The sequence below is a fragment of the Micromonospora sp. AKA38 genome, assembly GCF_027925725.1.
GTDB lineage: Bacteria > Actinomycetota > Actinomycetes > Mycobacteriales > Micromonosporaceae > Micromonospora.
In genome coordinates, this window is the sequence record NZ_BNEI01000003.1 from 405,347 (window position 1) to 425,189 (window position 19,843).

Consider the following 19,843-nt stretch of genomic DNA (forward strand, 5'->3'; position numbering starts at 1 on the left):
AAGCCCGGCCGGCGGCAAGCCGCCCCGGCCGCCTACGGCGCCGGGGCGGTGAGCCACCGACAGCCGCCGGGACACCGCCCCACGGTAGGGACCTCAGCTCAGCGCGGGCTCGTCCGGGAAGCGCTTGTGAAGCGCGGCGACCGCATGCTTCAGGCAGTAGTCGAGGCTCTGCCCGTCGACCCTGATCGCCGCACCGTCGAGCCGCTGCCCTGAGATCACCACGGTCCAGGGCTTGCGCTCCCACTCCCCGTCAATCTTGACCAGCCCGACGAGACCCATCTCTCCCAGGTGCTCCAGCAGCTCCGGCACGCACTCATCCCACCGCATCCATGAATGGGGTCACCGAGGCCGCTACGGAAGCCAGCGGGTCGGCCTGGTCGTGCGTCGGGGCTTCCGGCTGCCGCGCCAGTCCAACCCCGGGACTGGCTTGCCACTGGGTCACCGGGTCGCGGCACCAGCTCCACCGCCAGGACGTGCCCGGCCCTCCCCCACAGCCGCCGGCCCCGCTCCGGAACCATCAAGCGCCGACCCCTCAGACGGCCGACAGCGGCACAGCGAGCCTGGCCCGAGATGAGGTCAACTGAGCCACCGCTCAGGGCGTCTCCAGGGCGTCAGGGCGTCGTCAGGGCGTCAAACGCCGCCCAATGTTGACCATGAACGACCATCGACGCCTGAACATAGAACCAGCTCAGAGCCTTGATCAGGTCTCTGAGCTGGTGGGCGACGGACGAGTCGACCTGTACGCCGGATTCTGTGCCCGGCACGCCCGTAGGCGCACCGGCGGCGGCCATCCATCTAGGCCTGCCGTCGCCGGCAGGCTCCAGCGGCCTACCCGCAGACATCGGGCGGGCAGCCCTCAAGCGTCTGCGCGGGTCGTCATCTTGCGGTGACGGCCCTTTCTTGGCCTTGCTCCGGGTGGGGTTTACCGAGCCACCCCGGTCACCCGGGGTGCTGGTGGGCTCTTACCCCACCGTTTCACCCTTACCGTCCCTTGACGGGCCGGCGGTCTGTTTTCTGTGGCACTGTCCCGCGGGTCACCCCGGGTTGCCGTTAGCAACCACCCTGCCCTGTGGAGTCCGGACGTTCCTCGGCGACGGGCCAAGGCCCGCCGACGCGACCGCCCGGTCGACTCGTCCGTCGCGCCCCCATCCTAACGACGCGACCGCCGCGCCCATTTCCGCCCCGACGCCTCCCGGCGCGTCACCCGCCCTCGGCGAGGATGACCTGCTCCAGCAACGCGAGCGGGGTCCGCCACTGCTCGGGGTCGTCGTAGTTGCCGGCGGTGACGGCCACGCTGAGGTCCAGGTCAGGCAGGACGTAGAGGCGCTGACCGCCGTTGCCCATCGCCGCCACCAGCTCGTGGCCCGCGACGGAGTCGAGGTACCAGTGGTAGCCGTACCGCGCGCCCCATTCGGTCTCAAGGCGCGGCTGGAGCATCGTGCGGAGCCAGTCGGCCGGGACGAGCGGGCGGCCGTGCCACACTCCCTCGCGCAGCACCAGCTCGCCCAGCCGGGCCAGGTCGCGGGGCGTGAGCCGCAGCCCGGACGCGGCGGAGGCCACTCCGTCCGGGCCGACAAGCCACTCGTGGCGGTTGATGCCCAGCGGGCCGAACAGCGTCGCCTGCGCGTACTCCGGCAAGGGCTGCCCGGTGCCGTCGGCGATCAGTCGGCCGAGCAGGGCGGTGGCGCCGCCGCAGTAGGCCCACCGGGTGCCGGGCGGCTCGACGACAGGCCGCTCCAGGATGTAGCGGTACCGGTCCGGGGCCAGCTCCATCGCGATCTCGGCGTTGGCCGGGCTGTCGTACGGAAGGTCCTCGCGCCATTCCAGCCCCAGCGACATGGTCAGCGCGTGCTCGACGGTGAGCCGGGCACGCGCGGGATCGGCCGCCAGGTCGGGATAGCGCGGAAGGTGCGGCAGCAGCGGCTCCCCCGGCGCCGGGACCAGCCCGTCGCCCAGCGCGATGCCGTACAGCAGCGCGGTCACGCTCTTGGTGACCGAGCGGATGTCGTGCAGGGTCCCGGGCCCGAACTCCACGACGCCCAGCGAACGCCCCCAGGTGAAGTCCTCGCCGACGCCGTAGTGTTCCAACACGGTCTCGTCGCCGCGAACCGCCACGACGGCGTGCAGGCCGTCGAGTTGGCCGGCGCGCAGCGCGTCATCCAGTCTGTCCCGCATCGATGCCTCCCCCGGGCCCTCGTCACGCCTGGTTATACCGGAACCCGGGCCGCACAGTGGTCCCCCCGACTCGTACCCGGACAGCCGGACCGGGGCGTACTAGCCTCGGGGATCATGGACCTCTCCGACGTCGCGCTGCTGCTGGTCGCCGGTCTGGCCGCGGGCACGGTGAACGCGGTCGCCGGCGGCGGCTCGCTGATCACGTTCCCGGCGCTGATCGCGACCGGGCTGCCGCCGGTGGCGGCCAACGTGTCGAACTCGGTGGCGGTCTTCCCGGGGTACGCGGCGAGCGTGGTGGGCAGCCGGGCGGATCTGCCGCGCGGTCGGGCGTTGTGGGCGCTGCTGCCCACCGCGGCGGTCGGCACGGCGTTGGGCTGCGTGCTGCTGCTGGCCACGCCGGCGCGCGCGTTCGAGGTGGTGGTGCCGTTCCTGGTGCTCGGCGCGACCGCGATCCTCGCGTTCCAGGATCCGCTGCGCCGGCTGGTGGGCCATCCGTCGCGGTTGAGCCCGCGCCGCCGTACCGTCACCGTGCAGACCATGGTCCTGGTCGGCACGGTGTACGGCGGCTACTTCGGTGCGGCGCTCGGGGTGATGCTGGTGGCCGGGCTGGCCCTGGTGCTGGACGCGACGCTGGCCCGGGTGACAGCGGTGAAGAACCTGCTCTCGGCCGTGGTGGGGCTGACCACGCTGGTGGTCTTCGCGTTGTTCGGTCCGGTGCAGTGGGTGGCCGTCGCGGTGGTCGCGCCGGCCACCGTCGTCGGGGGGTACGCGGGCGCCCGGCTGGCCCGCCGGCTCCCGGCGGTGGTGTTGAAGACGGTCATCGTGCTGTTCGGCACCACGATCGGCCTCTACCTGCTGTGGCGCGCGCTGACCTGACGATCGGTCAGTACGCCTCCCCGACCGGCTCCTCCGGGGCGTGTTCGGCGGCGCGGGCGGCCCGGTTCCAGATCACCCGTTCGCCGTAGCCGGCGGCCATCAGGTGACCGAACGCGAGGTAGACCAGCACGCCGACGGCGAGCACCCCGAAGCCGACCCAGAACGGCAGTGCCAGGCCGTGTTCGGCGAGCTTGCCGGAGATGATCGGCGCGGGCGCGGCGGCGCCCCAGCGGACCAGGTTGAACGCGCCGGTGGCGACGCGCCGGTCGGCGGAACCGAGGCCGAGCGCCAGGTCGGTCAGGTTGGCGTTGGCCAGGCCCATGAACAGGCCGGCGACGACCAGCACGACGAGCGACATGGCGGTGCCGGTGGAGGTGGCGAACAGCACCATGCAGACCAGCAGGCCGAGGATGGCCACGCCGACGGTCTGCACCGCGCCGATGCGGTGGGCGAGCCGGTGGCCGATCAGCAGGATGCCGGCGGCCAGGCCGAAGCCCCAGCCGGTGAACGCGAGGCCCAGCGGGATGACGTCGAGGCGCAGGAACAGCGGTGTGTAGCCGAGCACCACGAAGAACACGAAGTTGTACGCGGCGGTGACCACGCAGAGCGTGACGAACGCCGGCCGGCGGTAGGTGGCGAAGATCTGGCCGACGCGTACCGGAGGCTGTTTGTTCGTGGGTTCGCGGAGCTTGCGGGCGGCGACGCCGAGCGCGAGCACCATGAAGATGCCGCAGACGAAGAACGGCAGCCGCCAGCTCACCTCGCCGAGCAGGCCGCCGATGAGCGGGCCGACGGCGAAGCCGAGGCCGAGCGCGGTCTCGAAGAGGCCGACCACCCATTCCCGGTCGTTGGCGAGGTTGACCAGCACCACCATGGCGGTGGCGAAGAACATCGCGTTGCCCAGCCCCCAGACGCCGCGCAGCACCGAGAGCTGGACGATGTCGTTGCTGAACGAGGCTCCGATGGCGGCCAGGCCGACTACCGAGACGCCGGTGATGAGCACCGGTTTGAAGCCGAAGCGCCCGCTGGCCAGCGTGGCCGGGATCATGCCGACGGCCATCACCGCGATGTACGCGGTGAAGAGCAGTTCGACCTGCCAGGCGGTGACGCCGATGGCTTCGCCGATGGCGGGCAGGATGGGGTCCACCACCGCGATGCCGGCGATGGCGAGGAACGCCACGAGCGTGGTGGCGTAGATGGCACTGCGGTTGGGTTCGGATCGCCGATCCACTCCGCAACCTCCCAGATAGCTGTATCGTACAGGTAATTTCCTTGTATCATACAGCTATGAGCGACGACGACCACGCGAAGGAAGTCACACTCGGCCGCATCGAGACCGAGGTCGCCCTGCTGATGCGGCTGGGCGAGGCCACCCGGCGCGGCACCGGCACCATGGAGCACCGGCTGCTCGACCGCGCGGCGTACGTGATCCTGCGGCACCTCGACGACGCCGGCCCGCAGAACGTCTCGGCGCTCGCCGCCCGGCTGAACCTGGACGGCTCCACGGTCACCCGGCAGGTCTCCGCGCTCCAGCGCGACGGCCTGATCGCGCGTACCCCCGACCCGGCCGACGGTCGCGGCACGGTGATCACCGCGACGCCGGCCGGGCTCCAGCGGATGGCGGCCGTGCGGGCCGCGCGGACCCGGCTCTACGGCGAGATGCTGTCGGCCTGGTCCGACGACGACCGGGACACGCTCGCGGAACTGCTGCACCGCCTCAACGAGGCGCTCGACGCACGCAACCGTCGCCGCTGACGGTGGCTGGTTAGGAGGGGCCCCCTGTTATGCAGAATGCGTTAACAGGGGGCCCCTCCTTTCACGCGACGGGTTCGGGTGCGGGGTCGGCGCGGTCGGCGGAGACGCGGGGCGTGTCCTCGTCGGCGAAGTAGTCGTCCGGCGTGGTGCCGTCCGGGCCGTCGGCCACCTTCGCGGCCCGCAGCACCAGCGTGCCCAGCGCGGCCACCACCAGGTTCACCAGCACCGCCACGATCCCCACGTAGATCGTCTTCTTGGTGTCGAAGCCGAACTCGGAGAGCGGGAACGCCGAGCCGGCGAAGTGCTTCTTCCCGGTCGCCGGGTTGCCGATCTGGTAGAGCATCCACATGCCCAGGCCCATGCCGGCCACCCAGCCGGCGATCAGCGCGCCCCGGTGGAACCAGCGGGTGTAGAGGCCCAGCGCCACCGCCGGCAGCGTCTGGAGGATGATCACGCCGCCGATGAGCTGGAGGTCGATGGAGAACTGCGGGTCGAGGAAGACGATGCAGGCCACCGCGCCGACCTTCACCACCAGCGAGGTGATCTTCGAGACGTTGGCCTCCTGCGCCGGCGTCGCGTCCCGCTTCAGGTACTCCTTGTAGATGTTGCGGGTGAACAGGTTCGCCGCCGCGATCGACATGATCGCCGCCGGCACCAGCGCGCCGATGCCGATGGCCGCGTACGCGACGCCGGCGAACCAGTCCGGGAACTGCTGGTCGAACAGCAGCGGCACCACCGTGTTGCCGTCGACGCTGCCCTCCTTCGCGCCGGGCAGCGGCTTCACGTTGGCCGCGATGGCCATGTAGCCGAGCAGCGCGATCAACCCGAGCAGCAGGCTGTACGCCGGCAGCGCGGACATGTTCCGCTTGATCACGTCCCGGTTCCGGCTGGCCAGTACGCCGGTGATGCTGTGCGGGTAGAGGAACAGCGCCAGCGCCGAGCCGAACGCCAGCGTCACGTACTGGAGTTGGTTGTTGGCGTTGAGCAGGATGCCGTCGTTCGGGTTGTTGGCCGTCGCCTGGAACTTCGCGTCGGCGGCGTCGAAGATGCTGCCCCAGCCGCCCAGCTTGTACGGCAGGTAGACCACCGTCACCAGGATCACGACGTAGATCAGCGAGTCCTTCACGAACGCGATGAGCGCCGGCGCGCGCAGCCCGGACTGGTAGGTGTAGGCGGCCAGGATCGCGAACGCGATGATGATCGGCAGGTGCCGGGCCACCGCGCTGTCCCCGGTGACACCCATGGTCTTGAGCACCGCCTCGATGCCGACGAGCTGCAACGCGATGTACGGCATGGTGGCGACGATGCCGGTGATGGCGACCAGCAGCGCCAGGATCGGCGAGCCGAACCGGTTGCGGACGAAGTCGGCCGGGGTGACGAAGCCGTGCCGGTGCGAGACCGACCAGAGCCGGCACAGCACCAGGAACACCATCGGGTAGATGACGATCGTGTACGGCACGGCGAAGAACCCGGCCGCGCCGGCCCCGAAGATCAGCGCCGGCACCGCCACGAACGTGTACGCGGTGTAGAGGTCACCGCCGACCAGGAACCAGGTGATCCAGCCGCCGAAGCTGCGCCCGCCCAGCCCCCACTCGTCGAGGTGGGCCATGTCCTGGGGCCGGCGCCACCGGGCGGCCACGAAGCCCATGGCGCTGACCAGCAGGAACAGCACGGAGAAGACGATGATCTCGGTGAGGTGGTCACGCCACATCAGTGGTCACCCCGCTTCTTCTTGGTCATCTGGTAGACCAGCGTGGTGGTGCCGACGCCCAGCAGGATCCAGGCCAGTTGCAGCCAGTAGAAGCGCGGGAACCCGAACAGCCGGGGCGAGTCGGCGTTGAAGAAGGCCGGGATCAGCGGCACCACGATCGGGATGAAGAGCAGCCAGTTCCAGGGGCTCTTGTCCTTCGCCCGGGAACGCGCCGTGTCCAGCGCCTCCGGTTCCGGTGTGGCCATTGACAACCTCCGGGAAGTCGTAGCGGGCCAGGTGACGGCCGGAGGCTACGACCCCGTGAGCGCGGTCACATTCGACAGGCGGACGTCGATGCGCCGAACGGCCGCCCGGCTGCGCCGAACGGCCGACTCCCGGTCAGAGGTCGCCGAGGTGGGCGGTGTCGTTGACCGAGCGGACCGCGACGCCGCCGTCCGGGTACAGGTCGAGCACCGAGACGCCCGCGGTGTCCAGGTAGAGCCGGTGCAGGAACGCGTCGCCGGCGGCCAGCGCGTCGCGCAGCACCAGCTTGATCGGCGAGACGTGCGAGACCACCACCACGGTCTCCCCCGGGTACGCCGACCGCAGCCGGTCCACCGCCCGGCCGGTACGCTCGGCGACCTCGGCGAACGACTCCCCCTCCGGCGGCGCGACCCGGGTGGAGGCGAGCCAGGCGTCCAACTCGCCCGCCCAGCCGTCCCGCACCTCGGCGAACGTACGCCCCTCCCAGACCCCGAAGTCGCACTCGATCAGGTCGTCGTCGGTGCGTACCGGCGGGTTGCCGACCAGCGCGGCGACCGCCCTGGCGGTGGCCGTACACCGGGACAGCGGTGAGCTGACCACGGCCGCGACGGACGGCGCCAGCGCGGCCACCCGGGCGGCGGTGGCCCGGGCCTGGGCCCGGCCCCGCGCGGTCAGCGGCACGTCGCCGCGACCGGAGTACTGCTTCTGCACGGTGCGGTCGGTCTCCCCGTGCCGCACCAGGATCAACCGGGTGCCCTCCTCGGTCGGGCGCGGTTCCCAGGAGGCCGGCGTGGTGGCCGGGTCGGTGCCGGTGGCCTTCGCGGTGGCGGCGCGGGCGGCCACCTCGCGGGCGGCGGCCCGGGCCGCCGAGTCGGGGCCGGCGACCTCGCGCGGCGGCTGCGCGGCACGCGGCGCCGCCGCCGTCGGGGCGCGGCCGGCGGCGGCGTCCATGGCGGCGTTGGCCAGCGCGTCGGCGTGCTTGTTGCGCTCCCGGGGGATCCAGGTGAACCGGACGGCGGTGAACCGGCCGACCAGCCCGGCGGCCTGGGCGGCCAGCGGGCGCAGCCCGGGGTGCTTGATCTGCCAGCGGCCGCACATCTGCTCGACCACCAGCTTGGAGTCCATCCGCGCCTCGACCTCGGCCGCGCCCAGCTCGGCGGCGGCCTCCAGCCCGGCGATCAGGCCCCGGTACTCGGCCACGTTGTTCGTCGCCGTGCCGATCCCCGCCGAGCGTTCGGCCAGCACCTCACCGGTCTCCGGGTCCCGGACCACCGCGCCGTAGCCGGCCGGGCCCGGGTTGCCCCGGGAGCCGCCGTCGGCCTCGATCACGACCGCGCGTACCGCCACGGCGGCTACAGCCCCGACTCGTTGGTCCGGACCATGATCCGGCGGCACTCCTCGCAGCGGACCACGTCGTCCGGGTCCGACTTGCGGATGCGGGCCAGGTCGGCGCCGGAGAGCTCCAGCCGGCAGCCGCCACAGCGACCACCGGTGAGCAGCGCGGCGCCCATTCCGGTGTCCTCGCGGATCTTGTCGTAGAGCGTGACCAGGTCCGCCGGCAGGTCACCGGCGAGCGGCTGGCGGGAGGTGCGCTTGAACTCCTCCTCCTTGGCGATCTCGGCGAGCGCGTCGTCGCGGCGCTGCTCGGTCGCGGCCCGCCGCTCCCGGGCCTCGGCGATGCGGCTCTCGATGCCGTCGAGCACGCCCTGCGCGGTCTCCCGCTGCTCCATCAGCTCCAGCTCGGCGTCCTCCAGGTCGCTCTGCCGGCGGTTCAGCGAGACCAGCTCGTGCTGGAGCGCCTCCAGCTCCCGGGCCGGGCCGCTGCCCGAGGCCAGCCGGGCCTCGTCCTTGCTCTTGCGCGCCCGCACCTGGTCGACGTCCTTCTCCAACCGGGCGATGTCCCGGTCCAGGTCGTCGACGGCCACCTGGGCACGGACCCGCTCGTCCTCCAGCGCCGACAGCTCGCGCGCGAGCGCCTCCAGCTCGGCCCGTTCCGGCAGGCTCCGGCGGCGGTGCGCCAACTGGGCGAGCGTGGTGTCGATCGCCTGGAGGTCGAGCAGGCGACGCTGCACCTTCGGGTCAGCCTTCACGGTCGGGGCTCCTTGTCGTCCGGTCGGGGCGCGGCGGCGTGCACGGTCCAGGGGTCGGTGTCCAGGTCGGACACCACGGTCTCGACGCCGAGGTCGTCGGCCAGGTGGGCGGCCAGGTCGTCCAGCCAGGGCCGTTCGGTCGCCCAGTGGGCGGCGTCCAGCAGGGCCGGGCCCCCGGCGGCGAGGTGCTCGCCGGCCGGATGGTGGCGCAGGTCCGCGGTGAGGAACGCGTCCACCCCGGCCGCCGTCGCCTCGGCCAGGAAGCCGTCCCCCGAGCCGCCGCTGACGGCGAGGGTACGAACCATACGCCCGGGATCCCCGGCGGCGCGAACGCCCCAGGCGGTGACCGGGAGCACGTCGGCGGCCAGCCGGGTCAGCTCGGCCAGCGTGACCGGCGTGGGCAGCTCGCCGATGCGGCCGATGCCCCGACCGGGCGCGTCGGCCGGTGAGCCGGGGCGGGGCCGGTGCAGCGGACGCAGCCCGGTCAGCCCGAACCGGGCGGCGAGCGCGTCGGACACGCCGGGGTCGGCCACGTCGGCGTTGGTGTGCGCCACGTACAGGGCGACGTCGGCCTTGATCAGCCGGTGCACGATCCGGCCCTTGAACGTGGTGGCGGCCACCGACGAGACGCCGCGCAGCAGCAGCGGATGGTGCGCGACGATCATGTCGGCGCCGGCGGCGAGCGCCTCGTCCACCGTCTCCGGGACCACGTCGACCACGCAGGCGACCCGGCGGACCGGCTGGTCGGGCTCGCCCACCACCAGGCCGACCCGGTCCCACTCCTCCGCCCAGGCGGGCGGGTAGCGGCGGTCCAGGGCGGCCACCACGTCGGCGACCGTGGGCGGCGATCCGGTTGTGCTCACGGCCGGCCAGCTTACCGGCCGTCCGGCGGTTTCCACGCCCACGGCGTTAAGCGGGGCCCCCTGCACCACCGAATGCGTTGACAAGGGGCCCGTGCTTACACCTCAGGCGGCCAACGGCCGGGCCGCGCCGCGCAGGGCGGCCAGGCCGGCCTCCCAGGGGAACGCGTCCAGGTGCTGCTCGCCGGTCCCGGGCGGGTGCAGGCGTACGACGTGGTCGCCGAAGACCACCCGGACACCCCACTCGGCGAGCCGGTTCAGGCTGGCCCGGAACGCCGGGTGCCCGGCCATCGCCACGTTGGTGAACGGGACCGCCGCGATCGGCACACCGAGCCCCTGCGCCTCGATCAGCAGGCCGAGCGCGAGCGTGTCGGTGATGCCGGCCGCCCACTTGTTGACCGTGTTGACCGTCGCCGGGCAGACCAGCATGGCGTCCGCCGCGGGCAGCACGTCCTGGTCACCCGGGTTCTTGTAGTGCGTACGGACCGGGTGGCCGGTCTGCCGGGCCAACGCCGCCCGGTCGACGAACTTCGCGCCGTCCGGCGTGGTGACCACGCAGACCGTCCAGCCGTCGGATCGGGCGAGGTCGACCAGCCGGCCGACGTGACGGGCCAGCGGCGAACCGCAGGCGATGACGTAGAGCACCCGAGGGTGCCCGTCGCTGGTGTGCGGACCGCTCATCGGGCCCGGCCCGCGCTCATACTCCGACTCCCATGTGCTCAGCCAACTCCGCAATCGGCGGCGGCGGCGCACCACGTGTGCGACGGAGCACGTCCGACATCAGTTCGTGGGCGATGGGTCGGCACCGGATCTCGGAGGGCGCGAGCCGGTCGCCCTGCAACAGCATGTCGCCGGCGTTGGCGACGTCGCCGATCTGGGCGTACCCCCGGGCCAGGTCGAGCAGGTGGTGCGCGCGCCGCTCCGGCAGGAGCGCGTTGAACGCCGCGGTGGGCAGCCGCTGGTGGGTCTCCACCGCCCGGCCGCCGTCCCCCAGCTCGACCGCCGCGGCGGCGCGGTGCAGCTCCAGGTTGGTCGGGCCGAACGACGTCCAGTAGTGGTTGTGGTCGCCGCCGAGCAGGACGGCCGCCTCGGCGGCACCGCTGATCAGGTCGTCCACGGTCGCCGAGTCGCCGATCCGGGCGGCGGCCATGGCGCCCTGGAGCAGCAGCGAGCCGTAGACCGAGAGGCGCTCGGGCCGGGCGTCGGTGTCGTTGCCGGGGGCGAGCCGGTCGGCGATCCGCACGTTGAGTTCGAGCGCGGGGCGGGGGCGGCCCATCGCGACGAGCGCGTTGCAGACCCGGGTGGTGGCGATGCCGGCGAGCAGCGGGTCGTCGGCCCGCTGGGCCACCGCCATCGACCGGTCGGCGGCCAGCCAGGCCAGGTTGCACTCGCCCAGCTTGCGCAGCACCGAGGAGGCGATCTGGTAGACCTGCCCGAGCAGGTGGGCGGCCTCCCGGCCCTGGTCGTCGCCGCCGTAGACGGCGTCCGCCGCCTGGGCGTCGCGCAGCAGCTTGGGCAGCGCCCGGGTGAGCATGCCGTAGCGGCCGTACTGGTAGGTGAGCCAGGCGTGGTTGACCGCCTTGCGCATGTCGGCGAGCGGTGGCGGGTACGGCGCCGCGTCGAAGTAGGCGCTCATCGAGTCGTAGCGCTCCAGGGCGGAGCGGATCTCCTCCACCTCGACCTGGTCGATGCAGTTGAGCGCGTCGCTGCGGCGCTCCGGGTCCTTGCCGTGCAGCAGTTGCACGTCGATCTGGAGGATGTCGGCGATCTCGTAGAGCACGGAGAACTTGTCCAACCGGCGGACCCCGCGCTCCACCTTGTCCACCCAGCTCTTGGACTTGCCGAGCCGGTCGGCGAAGACCTGCTGGGACATCTTGCGACGACTCCGCCAGTACGCCACCCGCCGGCCTATGGGTAGTTCGTCCATCCCCACTCCTCCCCCTGTCGGCGCCGGCCGGTCACCGCACGTTCACCAGATTTGCCCTGGTCGCACAGGTTGTACGTCAGCCGACCAGCCAGTTCTCATAGTCTTTTTGCAAGTTGCACCGGCCATTCGTCAGGTCAACGATCCCGGGTTACGGCAGTGACGGTCCTCGACGTGTGGCGGTGGACGATTCGGTGGGGCGAGAGGGGATGGCACACATGTGGGGGAACGTCCGACCGCGCGTCGCTCACCTGTCGCCGCTGGAGCGGGTGCGGCTGCGACGGGTCGCGATCCGGTACGCGCTGCACGGCTGGCCGGTCACGCCCGGCGCCTGCCTCGCCAACAGTCGCTTCGTCTGCGGCCGGGCCGGCTGCCCCACGGTGGGCTGCCACCCCGCGCTGGAGGAGTGGGACCACGCGGCCAGCGCCGACCCGGCCCGGGTGGCCACCTGGTGGCGCAGCCGCCCGCACGGGGTGCTGCTGCCCACCGGGCGCGCGTTCGACGTGCTGGAGGTCGCCGCCCACCTGGGCCGGCAGGTGCTGGAGACGGTCGCCGCCCACCCCGCCGGCTTCGGCGTACGCGGGCCGGTGCTGGTCACCCCGACCGGCCGCTGGATGTTCCTGGTCCGCCCCGGCGACCCGCTGCGACCGGAGCTGGAGCACTGCTTCCACGTGGTGCGGCACGGCCCCGGCTCGTGGATCCCGGCCCCGCCCACCCGACTGCCCGAGGGCGCGGTGCGCTGGGCGGTCGCCCCGGAACAGGCCCGCTGGCAGCTCCCCGACTCCTACCTGGTGCAGAACGCGCTGATCGCGGCGTTGCGGGCAGCCGGCGTCACGCTCACCCCGGAGCTGTTCCCCGGTCACCTCCCGCTGCCCCGCCGGGGTCGCTGACCCGACTGTCGCCGAGAGCGACTCCCCGGCACCGGGCTCGTTGAGCCTGGCGAGGGCGCGGACGCGCCAGAGCGGGGGTTGAGGATGTCCAGGGACGACGCGGCCCGCCACACCGGCGGCACGGAACCAGCACGGCACCGCCGGCACCCGCACCCGTGGGGCTTCACCCGCCCACGCGGCGCCCGCCCCGGGCGACCTCGCCCCACCGGCTCCCGCCCCGCCATCCTGCACCGCCCGCTCCGCTGACCCCGGCCCCTTCAGGGGGCGACCGGGAGGGCGTGGGAGCGGAGGAGGCGGGCGTCGTCCGTCACCACGGCGTGCCGCCAGGGCGCGGGAAGGCGGTCCAGCCAGGCGATGCCGGGCTCGCCCATGGCCACCGCTGCCGTCGCGTACGCGTCCGCCACGCCCAGGTCCGGGCCGACCACGGTGACCGAACGCAGGCCGGCCGCCGGCGTGCCCCGGCGCGGGTCGACCACGTGGTGGCCGCGCTCGTAGACACCGCTGGTGGCGACCGCCAGGTCGGTGCCGGTCAGCACCAGGCAGGTGGCCGCCGGGTCCCACGGATGCCGCACCCCGATCCGCCACGGCTCGCCGGTCGGGCTGTGCCCCCGGACCCGGACGTCGCCGCCCGCGTTCACGCAGTGGTTCGGGGCGCCGGCCGCCGCCAGCCGGTCCGAGGCGACCTGCGCCGCCCACCCCTTCACGTAGCCGGACGGGTCCAGCCGCCCGGTGGCGTACGCGTCGAAGAAGCCGTCCGTGGCCGTCCACAGGTCGGCGCAGCGCGCCAGCACCGCCCGCAGGTCGCCGGAGGCGTCGACCGCCCGCAGCTCACCCCGGTCCAGCCGGCACACCTCGCTGTCGTCCCGGTACGTGCTGAACCGGGCGTCCACCTCGCGCAGCCAGTCGAAGGTGCGCTCGGCCAGCTCGTGCGACGTGGCGGCGGGCAGGTCGTCGGCCAGGTCGAGGCTGATCGCCGTACCCATGATCTGCTCGACCCGACGCAGGCCGGGACGGCCGGCGGCGGCCAACCGCGTCACGCCCTGTCGAGGGCGGACTGCAACGACTGCTTGTACGCGGTGCTGGTGTACGTGGCGCCGGAGACGGTGTTCAGGTTGGCGCTCTGCTTCGCCACCACCTCGCCGGAGCTGCCGCTGTAGCGGGCCTGCACGTCGTCGGCGCGCTGCCCCTCCTGGCCGCCGACCGGCATGTCCAGCCCGGTCGCGTCGACGATGCGGCTGCCGCTCAGCGTGATCTGCACCCGCAGCGACCCGTACCGGTAGGTGACGGTCGGCCCGGTGACCGTCCGCGTGGTGGGCTTCGGCGCCTTCGTGGTGGTCTTCGGCGCGGCCGGGGCGGTCCGGGTCCGGGTGCTGTTCCGGGTCGCCGGGGTCCGGTCGGCGGAGGGCTTCGCGCTCGGCTTCGCCGAGGTGCTGGGCGCCGCCGACGGCGTCACGCCGGCCGCGGCGGGCGGCAGGGCGTCGGGCGCGGGTGAGCCGCCCGGCGCGACCGGAGCCGACGCGGCCGGCACGTCACCGGCGGTGGCCTGCCCGGCGCCGGGACCGCCCTTGAGGACCACAAGCGCGGTGGTGCCGGCGGCCAGTCCGGTGATCGCGATCAGCGCGCGACGCATGGTGGATGCCTTCCTACAGCTCGAACGCGGTGAGGTGGATCTGGCGGCGGGGCACGCCGGCCGCCCGCAGCGCCCGCACGGTCTCGTCGACCAGGCCGCCCGGCCCGCACAGGTAGACGTCGCGGCGGGTCAGGTCCGGCACCAGGTGGCGCAGCCCCTCCGGGTTCATCACCTGGCGCGGCCCGGGGTCGTCGCGGCGGCCGATGACGTACCAGACCGAGGTCTGCCGGGCCTGGGCGAGCCAGTCCAGCTCCTGGTGCAGCAGCACGTCGGCCGGGGTACGCGCGCGGTAGATCAGCGCCGCGCCGGGCGGCAGCTCCTCCAGCATGGCCCGCAGCGGCGCGATGCCACTGCCGCCGGCGATGAGCAGCGCCCGCTCCCGGGTGCGGTGCGCGGCGGTGAACGTGCCGGACGGGCCCTCCGCCCACACCCGGGTGCCCGGGGTGAGGTCGCGCAGGTCGGCGGTGTGCCCGCCGACCACCTTCACGGTGAGCCGCAGCCAGCGGCCGTTGGCCGCCGCCGAGACCGAGAACGGGTGCGACTGCCACCAGCCGCCGGGGTTGAGGAACCGCCAGCGGAAGTACTGGCCGCCGAGCATGTCGATCTGGTTGAGCCGCTGCCCGGTCAGATAGACCGAGACGGTGTCCGGGCTCTCCGCCACCACGTCGGCCACCCGCAGCTTGTGCCGCAGGTTGAACACCAGCGGCGCGATGAGCCGGCCCCACAGCAGCGCGGCCACCACCAGCAGGTACGCGGCGATCCAGCCGGTGCGCACCGGCCCCGGCTCGTAGAGCTGGGCGCCGTTGCTGAACTGGTGCGCGTAGCCGAGCAGCAGGGTGAGATAGCTGGTCAGGTGCAGCGCGTACCAGAGTTCGTAGGGCAGCCGGCGGCGGATGCCGCGGACCGCGGTGAACCCGACCACCACCATGATCCCGGCGGCCACGAACGCGGAGAGCATGTCCTCGTAGTCGGTGAGCAGCGCGCCGACCTCGCCGAACACGGAGTTGCGCTCCTGCCGGGCGTAGCCGACCACCAGCAGCGCCATGTGGGTGAGCACCGCCACCAGCAGCGTCGCGCCGAGGTCCCGGTGCAGGCGGGAGATCCGCTCGCCGCCCAGCGCCCGTTCCAGCACGCCGAGCCGGCTCATCGCCAGCACCTGCACCAGCAGCAGGTAACCGGCGATCAGGCCGGTGATCCGGCCACCGGCGGTGAGCAGGTCGGCGGTGTCGGCCAGCGAGCCGGCCGGGGTGGCCAGCCACCACGGCAGGACCGCGACGACCAGACCGAGCCAGAACGCCGCCGCGAGCGCCCGCCGGCCGCCGGGCCCGCGACGCGGCCGGCCCGGTGGTACGGGAGCAGCCGGACGGCCGCCGTACGGGGCGGAGTGCCCGGTACGACGGCCGGCGGCGTCGGTGTGCTGATACGTCACGCGTACATCTTGATCGGGGTGAACTTCTGCCGGGGGAAGACCTTGTCCACCTGGGCGGCGGTCAGGCCGAAGCGGCCCTGCGCCACCGACCCGTAGACGTTGAACATGTTGTTGTACTCCGGCACGTCGCCGCTGTCCAACTTGTCCAGGCCGTTCCAGGTGCCCAGCAGCGAGCCGGCGAGCTTGCGCCCGGACAGCACGGTGACCACGCCGCCGTGCCCGTGGTCGGTGCCGCCGCTGTTCGAGGCGACCCGCCGGCCGAACTCGCTGGACACCATGACCGTCACGTCCGCGGCCTTGTCACCCAGGTCGGTGAAGAACGCGGCCATGGCGTTGGCCAGCTCGTTGAGCCGCCGCCAGAGCTGGCCGCCCTCGCTGGTGCCCTGGTTCTCGTGGGTGTCGTAGCCGCCCATGCCGACGGTCGCCACCCGCACGTTCGCCCCGCCCTTGATGAGCTGGGCGAGCTGCTGGAACGCGTTCCCGACGCCCTCGTACTTGACGCCGGCCGCGGCGGCGTACGGCTTGGCGGCGAGCTTCTGGGCGGTGGACAGCGCGCCCATGCCCTCGATGACGGCCTCCTCCACCGGGTGGTTGATGCCGGTGAACAGGCCACGGATCGCCTTCTCGGTGGCCGCGCGGTACTTGTCGTCGCCGTTGAGCCGCAGCTCACCGACGTTGTTGAGGGAGATCGCGCCGTTCACGCCGACAAGCGAGCGGGGCAGCGTGCTGCCGATCCCGACGCTGCGGAACGCGGTGCCCTTGCCGAGCGTGTCGACCAGGCTGTCCAGCCAGCCTCGGCCGCCGGTCTCGCCGGGCAGGCCACCCAGGTTGCAGGCGTCGGCGGCCTGGAAGTGGCTGCGGGACAGCCGCGGGTCCGACACGGCCGGCACGAAGCCGAGCTGGCCGGCCTTGAGCCACTTCTCCAGCGGGGCGAACGCGCTGGTCAGCTTGAAGCCGCGGGCCAGGGCCAGCGAGTCGTTGCCGAGCAGCAGGTCGGGGCGGGACTTGCCGAGCACCGGGTCGTTCGCCGGGGCGACCAGGCTCAGGCCGTCCAGCCCGCCGTAGAGGAAGACGTGGATCAGCGTGCCGGTCTTGGTCGCCGCGAACGACGCCGAGGTGGTCACGAACTGCGCGGTCGCCAGCGCGGTCGCGGTGGCCGCAGCGCCGGCCACGAAGGTACGCCGGGTGATGCCCCGGCCGTCCTGCTGGGCCTCCTCGACCTCCTCCAGCCGGCGGTACCGGTCGGCCTCGGCCGCGTTCTCGGCCGCGACGATGTCCGCCTCCGCGCGCAGCAGCGCCTCGGTCGGGTTGTCGGCCAGTCGCCGCACGTCGGGGCATTCGGGGTGCAGGGGGTACGGGTTCACGGTCATCTCCATCGAATGCCTCACCGGAGGTGGTGCTGGGGGGACGCGAGGATCGTCCGCGCGACCGCGGCGATGGCCCCGTTGAAGGTGGCGTCGACCTTGGCGCCCTCGGACACCCCGGCCACGGCGAGCACGAGCTTCTTCTCCTTGGCGCTCAGCTTCTGGTGCACGAGCTTCTGCGCCAACGCGTCCACGTACGCCCCGGCGGTCGTCGGCGGCTTCGCCACCAGCTTCTCCGGCTTCACGTAGGTGAACTGCTTGCGCCAGCCGCCGAGCAGGTCGCCGGCCTCGTTCCAGCCGTCGACCATGGTGCCGGCCGAGGTCCAGGCCAGGTAGACGTCGGCGTAGCCGTCCGGGGTGGGCTTGCCCATCGGGTACTGGCCCAGCTCGCGCATCTTGTCCTGGATCTGCCGCAGGCCCTGCGCGAACGGCGTACGCCGCTGGTCGCCCTCGAACCCGGCGGTCGCGTCCGGGCCCACGCCCAGCGACCGGTACGTGGCGACCAGGTACTCCATCGGGCGGCGGACCTTCTGGCCGACCGCGGCCCAGAACTCCGAGGAGCTGAACAGCGTCGCCAGCACCGGCCGGATGTTGCCCTTGTTGGTGGTGTACGCCTTCGCCAGCCGGTCCACGATCGACTTCGGCGGCGTGTCGGAGACGAACCGGGTGGCCAGGTTCTGGGCCACGTACTTCGCGGTCGACGGGTGCAGCGCGATGTACCTGATGTACGAGTCGATCACCTTGTCGGCGACCTTCGGGTCGTTCGAGTTGTTCGCGTGGCTGAACCCGAGGATCTTCACCTTGCCGACGTAGTGCCGGTCGCCGAAGAACATGTACTTGCCGTCCGCGACGCCCCGGCCGGTCTGGAGCATGGCGGCCTGCCGCACGTCCTTCTCGGTGTAGCCGCCGTCGACGCCGACCGAGTACAGCTCCAGGTTCTCCCGGGCCAGGTTCTCGTTGATCGCGTCCTTGCGCGAGTCGACCTGGTTCAGGTAGAGCAGCAGCGCCGGGTGCTTGTTCGCGGCGACCAGCATGTCCGGGTAGCTGCCCAGCGCGTACTTGCGGATGACGTCCTTGTCGAACGAGTTGCGGTACGTCTCGCCGCCGTCGAAGTCGGCCGCCACGTGCAGGAAGTCGTTCCAGAAGTCGACCATCACCTCGAAGAGCTGGCGGTCGGACCAGATCTGCCGGGCGATGGTGGCGTCCACCGTCTCCCGGGCCGGGTCGACGCCGCGCTCGTTGAGCTGGTCGCGCTGCTCGCGGAGCTGGGTCGGGCTGAGCTTCAACGAGGGCAGCTCGGCCAGCTTCAGCTCACCCTTGGTCGGGGCGATCTTCTCCGGCTCCAACTGCTGGCGCAGCCAGTTGTCGATGCCGAGCTTCTTGATGTCGGCGATCACCTTGGGCGTCGGGCCGAACGTGGTCCGGCTGGCCAGGTGGCGGATCGGGTCCTTGGCGAGCACCGTCTTCACGGTCACCTCGGTCGCCGCCGCGGCCGCCGCCGGGCTGCCGAAGAGCCGGCCGCCGGCCGGGGCGTTGCGCTTGAGCGCCGCGCCCGCCCGCGAGCCCATGTAGCTCTCGTTCTGCTCGGTGTAGGTCCGCACCGTGCTGGGCTGCTGGCCGCTGGGCCGCGCCTGGGTGCCGTCGGTGGTCACCGTGCCGGTGGCGTCACCGGCCGCCACGTCGTCCGAGAACAGGCCGCGAAGCTGCGGGGAGAGCGCGAAGGCCGCGCCGCCGGCGACCACCGCCGCGCCGCCGAGCGTGGCGAGGGCACGACGCCGGCCACGACTCGGGGCGTCGTCGGAGTCGTCGTCCAGGTTGGGCAGTCCCGGGCCGGCCGGCGGCGGGTACCCACCGGCGGGCTGGGCGTAGCCGGGGTGCGGCTGGGGGTGACCCGCGCCGGGCGCGTGGCCGGCCGGGGCGAAGCCGTTCGGTCCGACCCACTGGGGGCCCGGGGCGGGCTGCGGCGCCGGGGCGGGGTGACCGCCGGCGTACGGGGCGGTGGCGCCCAGGTCGCGGTACCCGTCCGGATGGGGGTGCTGGTATCCGTCCCAGCCGCGGTCGTCCCGAGGTCGACGCGGTGGCACGTTCAGGTCGGCCATGTAGCTATCCCGTTTTCTTCGAGCGCCGGCACGCCTGCCACCCGGGGGTTGGGTGGGAGGGGCGGCGACGGTTGCCGGAGAGTTGCTACGGGAAAGTAGCCAGGCCGGACCGGCTGCTCAAGGCGGCCCGGAGCGGCTCCTGGGCACACTTAAGACGGTGCTCAGGCCCGGCGCGGGCCACCCGACGTCGACCCCTTCCCCCGGCACCCCCCGGAGCAGGGCCGACTCACCCGCCAACCGCCCGGACGCGAGGTTTCGCCCGCCATCGGGCCCTCACCCCCCGTTCACCCCCACAGGCAAACTTAAGGCACCGCTAAGCCTCCCCTACCCCTCTCCCCCGCCCGCCCTCCCCGGGCAGATTCACGGGAAGAGTGGCCATTCCGCCTCGGATGGCCACTCTTTCCGGGAAACCGGGCGCTCGTTGTCGAGGGGCGGGGAAACGAGCAGGGGCAGGGGGGCGTGACGGGCGGGGAATCCGGGTAAGCCGCCGAACCGCTGAAGCCGTGAGGGGAAGGCATCGCCATGCTCAGCCAAGAGGATCAGCGCAGGTTCGAACAGATCACCCGCCAGCTGCGGGAAAGCGATCCGCGGTTCTTCGCCCGGTTGGACAACCGGATCAGGGGTCGCCGGGGCCGGTACCTGATGCTGTTGACGATCACGCTGTGGGCCTCGCTGCCGGCGATGACCGTGCTGGCCGGGAGGTTGGCCGGGGCGATCTGCGCCACGGTGCTGGTCGCCAACGCCGCCCTGATGTGGCGCTTCCGCCATCGTCTGCGGTGAGCGCAAGGACGGGCCCC

Annotated in this window: 19 protein-coding genes and 1 other RNA gene; 4 read left to right on the plus strand and 16 right to left on the minus strand. The window is 72.7% G+C overall.

What is annotated here, in order from left to right; genetic code table 11:
* Positions 1-93: 93 nt before the first annotated feature.
* The 3 genes from TPA0908_RS10245 to TPA0908_RS10255 form a co-directional block, all read right to left on the minus strand.
* A complete protein-coding gene (locus TPA0908_RS10245; protein WP_281936897.1) occupies positions 94-309 on the minus strand; it encodes a hypothetical protein in 216 nt (71 codons plus the stop codon).
* A gap of 415 nt (positions 310-724) precedes the next feature.
* Positions 725-1,133: RNase P RNA component class A (gene rnpB, locus TPA0908_RS10250), an RNA gene on the minus strand.
* Between the two features lie 67 nt (positions 1,134-1,200).
* On the minus strand, positions 1,201-2,175 hold the full coding sequence (locus TPA0908_RS10255) for a serine hydrolase domain-containing protein (RefSeq protein WP_281936899.1): 975 nt from the start codon (positions 2,173-2,175) through the stop codon (positions 1,201-1,203).
* 114 nt (positions 2,176-2,289) lie between these two features.
* Here TPA0908_RS10255 and TPA0908_RS10260 point away from each other — a divergent pair, with 114 nt between their 5' ends.
* Positions 2,290-3,051, plus strand: a complete 762-nt coding sequence (locus TPA0908_RS10260; RefSeq protein ID WP_281936902.1) for a sulfite exporter TauE/SafE family protein — start codon at positions 2,290-2,292, stop codon at positions 3,049-3,051.
* Between the two features lie 7 nt (positions 3,052-3,058).
* On the opposite strand, the gene TPA0908_RS10265 is transcribed toward TPA0908_RS10260, so the two are convergent.
* Entirely contained in the window at positions 3,059-4,282 is a 1,224-nt protein-coding gene (locus tag TPA0908_RS10265; protein WP_281936904.1) for an MFS transporter, read from the minus strand.
* 56 nt (positions 4,283-4,338) lie between these two features.
* Between TPA0908_RS10265 and TPA0908_RS10270 the strand changes: the two genes are divergently transcribed.
* Entirely contained in the window at positions 4,339-4,806 is a 468-nt protein-coding gene (locus tag TPA0908_RS10270; protein WP_281936906.1) for a MarR family winged helix-turn-helix transcriptional regulator, read from the plus strand.
* Between the two features lie 61 nt (positions 4,807-4,867).
* Here TPA0908_RS10270 and mctP read toward each other — a convergent pair whose 3' ends face one another.
* The 7 genes from mctP to TPA0908_RS10305 form a co-directional block, all read right to left on the minus strand.
* On the minus strand, positions 4,868-6,517 hold the full coding sequence (gene mctP / locus TPA0908_RS10275; protein WP_281936908.1) for a monocarboxylate uptake permease MctP: 1,650 nt from the start codon (positions 6,515-6,517) through the stop codon (positions 4,868-4,870).
* A complete protein-coding gene (locus tag TPA0908_RS10280; protein WP_281936910.1) occupies positions 6,517-6,762 on the minus strand; it encodes a DUF3311 domain-containing protein in 246 nt (81 codons plus the stop codon). Before TPA0908_RS10280 ends, mctP begins: the two co-directional genes overlap by 1 nt.
* Before the next feature lie 133 nt (positions 6,763-6,895).
* A complete protein-coding gene (locus tag TPA0908_RS10285) occupies positions 6,896-8,107 on the minus strand; it encodes a bifunctional RNase H/acid phosphatase (protein ID WP_281936912.1) in 1,212 nt (403 codons plus the stop codon).
* A 5-nt stretch (positions 8,108-8,112) separates the two neighbouring features.
* Complete coding sequence (locus TPA0908_RS10290) at positions 8,113-8,850, minus strand: zinc ribbon domain-containing protein (protein WP_281936913.1); 738 nt, start codon at positions 8,848-8,850, stop codon at positions 8,113-8,115.
* Complete coding sequence (locus TPA0908_RS10295) at positions 8,847-9,677, minus strand: Nif3-like dinuclear metal center hexameric protein (protein ID WP_281938519.1); 831 nt, start codon at positions 9,675-9,677, stop codon at positions 8,847-8,849. Before TPA0908_RS10295 ends, TPA0908_RS10290 begins: the two co-directional genes overlap by 4 nt.
* 138 nt (positions 9,678-9,815) lie before the next feature.
* Positions 9,816-10,391 (minus strand): flavoprotein, encoded by a 576-nt coding sequence (locus TPA0908_RS10300; RefSeq protein ID WP_281936915.1) that lies wholly within the window; start codon positions 10,389-10,391, stop codon positions 9,816-9,818.
* A 16-nt stretch (positions 10,392-10,407) separates the two neighbouring features.
* Positions 10,408-11,637 (minus strand): helix-turn-helix domain-containing protein, encoded by a 1,230-nt coding sequence (locus TPA0908_RS10305; protein WP_281936917.1) that lies wholly within the window; start codon positions 11,635-11,637, stop codon positions 10,408-10,410.
* Between the two features lie 215 nt (positions 11,638-11,852).
* Here TPA0908_RS10305 and TPA0908_RS10310 point away from each other — a divergent pair, with 215 nt between their 5' ends.
* Complete coding sequence (locus TPA0908_RS10310; RefSeq protein ID WP_107155866.1) at positions 11,853-12,524, plus strand: bifunctional DNA primase/polymerase; 672 nt, start codon at positions 11,853-11,855, stop codon at positions 12,522-12,524.
* Positions 12,525-12,781: 257 nt separating this feature from the next.
* Here TPA0908_RS10310 and TPA0908_RS10315 read toward each other — a convergent pair whose 3' ends face one another.
* From TPA0908_RS10315 to TPA0908_RS10335, 5 genes are read right to left on the minus strand one after another with little or no spacing between them, the layout of a single operon-like run.
* Complete coding sequence (locus TPA0908_RS10315) at positions 12,782-13,507, minus strand: FAD:protein FMN transferase (RefSeq protein ID WP_281938521.1); 726 nt, start codon at positions 13,505-13,507, stop codon at positions 12,782-12,784.
* A gap of 50 nt (positions 13,508-13,557) precedes the next feature.
* Entirely contained in the window at positions 13,558-14,154 is a 597-nt protein-coding gene (locus TPA0908_RS10320) for an FMN-binding protein (RefSeq protein WP_281936921.1), read from the minus strand.
* Between the two features lie 13 nt (positions 14,155-14,167).
* A complete protein-coding gene (locus TPA0908_RS10325; protein ID WP_281936923.1) occupies positions 14,168-15,583 on the minus strand; it encodes a ferredoxin reductase family protein in 1,416 nt (471 codons plus the stop codon).
* Positions 15,580-16,953 carry a DUF1501 domain-containing protein gene (locus TPA0908_RS10330; RefSeq protein WP_281938523.1) on the minus strand — a complete coding sequence of 458 codons (1,374 nt, stop codon included), beginning with the start codon at positions 16,951-16,953 and terminating at the stop codon, positions 15,580-15,582. The genes TPA0908_RS10325 and TPA0908_RS10330 overlap by 4 nt, the downstream gene beginning before the upstream one ends.
* Positions 16,954-16,967: 14 nt before the next feature.
* Complete coding sequence (locus TPA0908_RS10335; RefSeq protein ID WP_281936925.1) at positions 16,968-19,046, minus strand: DUF1800 domain-containing protein; 2,079 nt, start codon at positions 19,044-19,046, stop codon at positions 16,968-16,970.
* Between the two features lie 522 nt (positions 19,047-19,568).
* Here TPA0908_RS10335 and TPA0908_RS10340 point away from each other — a divergent pair.
* Complete coding sequence (locus TPA0908_RS10340; protein WP_281936927.1) at positions 19,569-19,826, plus strand: DUF3040 domain-containing protein; 258 nt, start codon at positions 19,569-19,571, stop codon at positions 19,824-19,826.
* The last annotated feature ends 17 nt before the right edge of the window (positions 19,827-19,843 follow it).